The following is a 4,160-nucleotide window of genomic DNA, read 5'->3' as shown; positions in this document are numbered from 1 at the left end:
GGCCCCGGAGCACGTGCTCCGGGGCCACCGCCCTTCCTTCGCACGGATCCCGATAACGACTTGTACGGCGTACAGGAACGCCTTACGGTGTACAGCGCCCTAAGACGTACACCGTACGAGAGCACGGGAACCAGGAGTCCGAATGACGGCGACCTCCGCCGAACAGAACGACCTCGCCCCCCGCGGCGGCCACGCCCGGCGCTGGCTGATCCTCGGGGTCATCTGCCTCGCCCAGCTCACGGTGCTGCTCGACAACACCGTCCTGAACGTGGCGATCCCCTCCCTCACCGGGGAACTGGACGCGTCGACGGCCGACGTGCAGTGGATGATCAACGCGTACTCCCTGGTCCAGTCCGGTCTGCTGCTCACCGCCGGCAGCGCAAGTGATCGCTACGGGCGCAAGAAGATGCTGGTCACCGGGCTCGCGGTGTTCGGCCTCGGCTCACTGGTGGCCGGACTCGCGCAGACCTCGGGGCAGCTGATCGCCGCCCGTGCGGGAATGGGCGTCGGGGGAGCGCTGCTGATCACGACCACCCTGTCCGTGGTGGTGCAGATCTTCGACGACACCGAGCGCGTCAAGGCAATCGGTATCTGGTCGACCGTCAACTCCCTGGGGTTCGCGGCCGGACCGCTCCTCGGCGGCGCCCTGCTCGATCACTTCTGGTGGGGTGCGATCTTCCTGATCAACATCCCGGTCGCGGTCGTCGGCCTGATCGCGGTCGTGCGGCTCGTACCGGAGTCCAGGAACCCGAGCGGAGACCGGCCCGACCTCGCCGGAGCGCTGCTCTCCACCATCGGCATGGCGGCCGTGGTGTACGCGATCATCTCCGGCCCCGAACACGGCTGGAGCTCCTCCCCGGTGCTGCTGACCGCCTTCGCCGGAATCGCGGTGCTCACCGGGTTCGTCCTGTGGGAGCTGCGCATCCCGTACCCGATGCTGGACATGCACTTCTTCCGGAACCAGCGCTTCACCGGCGCGGTGGCCGGTGCCGTCCTGGTCGCCTTCGGGATGACGGGTTCGCTCTTCCTCCTCACCCAGCACCTGCAGTTCGTACTCGGCTACGAGCCGCTGGAAGCCGGACTGCGCACCGCGCCGCTCGCCCTGACCGTCGTCGCGCTCAACCTCACCGGGATCGGCGCCCGGTTCGTGGGCAGGGCGGGCACCCCGGTCACCATCGCCACCGGGATGTCCCTGCTCGCCGCCGGACTCGCGGCGATCGCGCTGCTCGGCGGACGGGGCTACCCGGGCATGCTGCTCGGCCTGGTCGTCATGGGCGCGGGGGTCGCCTTCGCCATGCCCGCCATGGCGAACGCGATCATGAGTGCCATCCCACGTGAGAAGGCCGGCGTGGGCGCCGGGGTGAACGGCACCCTCGCCGAGTTCGGGAACGGGCTGGGGGTCGCCGTGCTCGGCGCGGTGCTCAACTCCCGGTTCGCCGCCCTCGTGCCGGGGGCCGTGGGCGCCGCCTCCCTGCCCGCCGTACTCGGCTCGGCGGACGGTCCCGCGGAACGCGAGCGGGTCATGGACGCCTTCGCCTCCGGTCTGGAGATCAGCCAACTCGTGGGCGCCGCAGCGGTGCTGGCGGGCGGCCTGCTCGCGGCGGCCCTGCTCCGCAGGGCGGAGCGTGCGGAAGCGGACTGAACACCCCAGGTCGCGGGCATAGCATCGTGACAGAGGTGCCGGCACACAGGTGTGCCACCGCGAGACGAGGAGCGTGCGCCATGGAGTCGGCCGCAGACCGTGTGAAGAGCCCTTCGCGGGTCAGCGTGTGGCTGGACCCGCGGACTCCGGCGCGCACCCGCAGGGCGGACCAGCCGACCGGTCTCGACCGGGAGCGGATCACCACGGCGAGCGTGCGGCTGCTGGATTCCGACGGCCTCGCGAAGTTCTCCATGCGCCGCCTCGCCGCCGAGCTCGACGTCACCGCGATGTCCCTCTACTGGTACGTCGAGACCAAGGACGACCTCCTCGAACTCGCCCTGGACACCGTCTACGGGGAGATCCCGGCCGCCCCGGAGGACCCCGACTGGCGGGTACGGCTGCGAGGACTGGCCACCAGCTACCGCACGATGCTGGTCCGCCACCCCTGGGCGTCGGCCCTGGCGGGCAGGTTCCTGAACATCGGCCCGCACTCGATGCTCTTCTCGTACGCCGTCCAGGACGTCGTACGGGCCACCGGGCTGCCGCTGGAACGGCAGACGGGCGCGACGGCGGCCGTCTTCCAGTTCGTCTACGGATTCGGCACCACCGAGGGCCACTTCGTGCAGCGCACCGCCGAAGCCGGGCTCACCCAGGACGAGTACGTCGCCCGTGCCATGAGCACGATCCGCGCGGACCCGGAGCTGCGGCAGGTGATGCGGCCGTCGGAGGAGCTGATGGCCGCGCGTGGCGGTGGAGACGTGGAGGAGATGCGGGAGCGGGACTTCGTCTTCGCGCTGGACCTGCTGATCGCGGGCATCGAGGCGATGCGCGGGCGGGCGCCCCGCCCCGCATAGCCTCAGCCGGCCGCCCACGGCGGGGTCGTCCGCAGCGGGGCCCGTCCGTCGCCCGCAGCGGCCGGGCGGCCGCCCACGGAGGTCGGCCGTCCACCCGCCGGGCGTCAGTAGCCGCGCTCGGTGTCCACCGCCAGGGCGGGCGTGCGCCCTTCGGTGACCGATTCCCAGCACACCCGGAAGTCGGTGATCACGTCCTCGTCGGCCGTGATCCCGGCGGAGTGCGAGGTGATCACCGTGCGGGGCAGACTCCAGGCCGGGTGAGCGGGCCCGGCGGGCTCGTCGGGCAGTACGTCGAGCACCGCCCGGCGTACCGACCCGTCGTGCAGCGCGGTCTCCAGCGCCAGCATGTCCACGGTCGCGCCCCGGCCCGCGTTGACGAAGGTGGCGCCCCGCATGGCGGCGAACCGCGGCGCGTCGAAGAAGCGCTCGGTGCCACCGGTCAGGGGAAGTGTGGACACGACCCACCGGGCCCGGGAGAGCGCCTCACGCTCCTCGGCGGAGCCCGCCCGGACCACCGCGTCGAAGCCCGGGGCCTCCGCGCGTGCAGTGCGGGCCACACCCACGGTGCGTACGCCGCAGGCCCGCAGCAGGGCGGCGACGGCGCCGCCGACGCGCCCCGCGCCGTGGACGACGGCGGTCGTCCCGGCCACCAGCTCGGAGGGCAGACGGTTCCACTGCGCCCGGGCATGCTGGGCCGAGTGCTCCGGGACGGACTGCGCCTCGGCGAGCATCCAGCCCAGCGTGTACTGCGCGATCCGCTCGCCCATCCGCCCCACGGTCCGCGTCAGCAGGGCGCCCCCGGGCCACGGCCCGGAGGCGAGCAGGGAGTCCGTGCCGGCGTTGACGCTGTGGAACCACAGCAGCTCCGGTGTCCGCAGCGCCTCGGGCAGCGTGTCCCCCACGTGGACGACGGGGACGCCGGGCGCGGCGTCGCGCGCCGTTCCGGCGGGGCGTCCGGTGATCCGTTCCAGTGCGCGGACCACGTCCGGGCCCAGGGAGGGGGAGGTCAGCAGCAGGGCCCGGCCGAGCGCGGCCTGGTGGGGCGGTTTCACCGGGCCGCTCAGCCGCCCGCCAGACGGGCGGGGAAGCCGCCGGTGGCGACCGGCCCCCAGCGCTCCGGCGTGATCCGGATGATCGACTTCCCCTGCTTGACCATCGCCGCCCGGTACTCGTCCCAGTCGGGGTGCTCCCCGGAGATGTTGCGGAAGTACTCGACGAGGGGCTCGACCGAATCCGGTGAGTCGATCACCTCGGCCGAGCCGTCGATCTGCACCCAGGGACCGTTCCAGTCGTCGGACAGGACGATCACGCTCACCCGCTCGTCCCGCCTGGCGTTACGGGTCTTGGCCCGTTCGGGGTAGGTGGAGACGACGATCCGGCCCGCGTCGTCGACGCCGCAGGTGAGCGGGGAGCCCTGGGGCCGGCCGTCGGACCGGGTGGTCAGCAGGATCGCCCGGTGCCGGGGCCGCACGAACTCCAGGAGCGCGGCGCGGTCCACGTCGGTGTTGGTCGCGATGTTCGGTGCCATGCGACCCACCCTAGGGTCTTTCGTTCGGATCATGCCGGATCGGGGAGCGGGGCCTGGTGCCGTGCATCGCAAGGCGGAGGAGGGAGTCGACGCAGAGCGTCGGGGTCCGGCGACCACGCCCCGCGGGGCGGCCCCA

The 4,160-nt window shown here is 72.5% G+C and carries 4 protein-coding genes; 2 read left to right on the top strand and 2 right to left on the bottom strand.

Going from position 1 to position 4,160, the window contains the following annotated elements; translation table 11 throughout:
• Positions 1 to 142 precede the first annotated feature (142 nt).
• Both ACFXOA_RS32150 and ACFXOA_RS32145 read left to right on the top strand, forming a co-directional pair.
• Positions 143 to 1,642 carry an MFS transporter gene (locus tag ACFXOA_RS32150; RefSeq protein WP_385035698.1) on the top strand — a complete coding sequence of 500 codons (1,500 nt, stop codon included), beginning with the start codon at positions 143 to 145 and terminating at the stop codon, positions 1,640 to 1,642.
• Positions 1,643 to 1,722: 80 nt separating this feature from the next.
• Entirely contained in the window at positions 1,723 to 2,496 is a 774-nt protein-coding gene (locus ACFXOA_RS32145; protein WP_385035696.1) for a TetR/AcrR family transcriptional regulator, read from the top strand.
• 104 nt (positions 2,497 to 2,600) lie between these two features.
• Here the strand turns inward: ACFXOA_RS32145 and ACFXOA_RS32140 are convergent, their stop codons facing one another.
• Positions 2,601 to 3,548 (bottom strand): NAD(P)-dependent oxidoreductase, encoded by a 948-nt coding sequence (locus ACFXOA_RS32140; protein WP_385035694.1) that lies wholly within the window; start codon positions 3,546 to 3,548, stop codon positions 2,601 to 2,603.
• Positions 3,549 to 3,556: 8 nt separating this feature from the next.
• The gene (locus ACFXOA_RS32135; protein WP_385035692.1) at positions 3,557 to 4,024 is read right to left on the bottom strand and encodes a PPOX class F420-dependent oxidoreductase; all 468 of its coding nucleotides are present in this window, start codon (positions 4,022 to 4,024) and stop codon (positions 3,557 to 3,559) included.
• Positions 4,025 to 4,160: the final 136 nt, after the last annotated feature.

The sequence above is a fragment of the Streptomyces sp. NPDC059166 genome, assembly GCF_042755185.1.
Classification (GTDB): domain Bacteria; phylum Actinomycetota; class Actinomycetes; order Streptomycetales; family Streptomycetaceae; genus Streptomyces.
The sequence above is the reverse complement of the archived record's forward strand: the minus strand, read 5'-3'. Positions and strand labels throughout refer to the sequence as shown.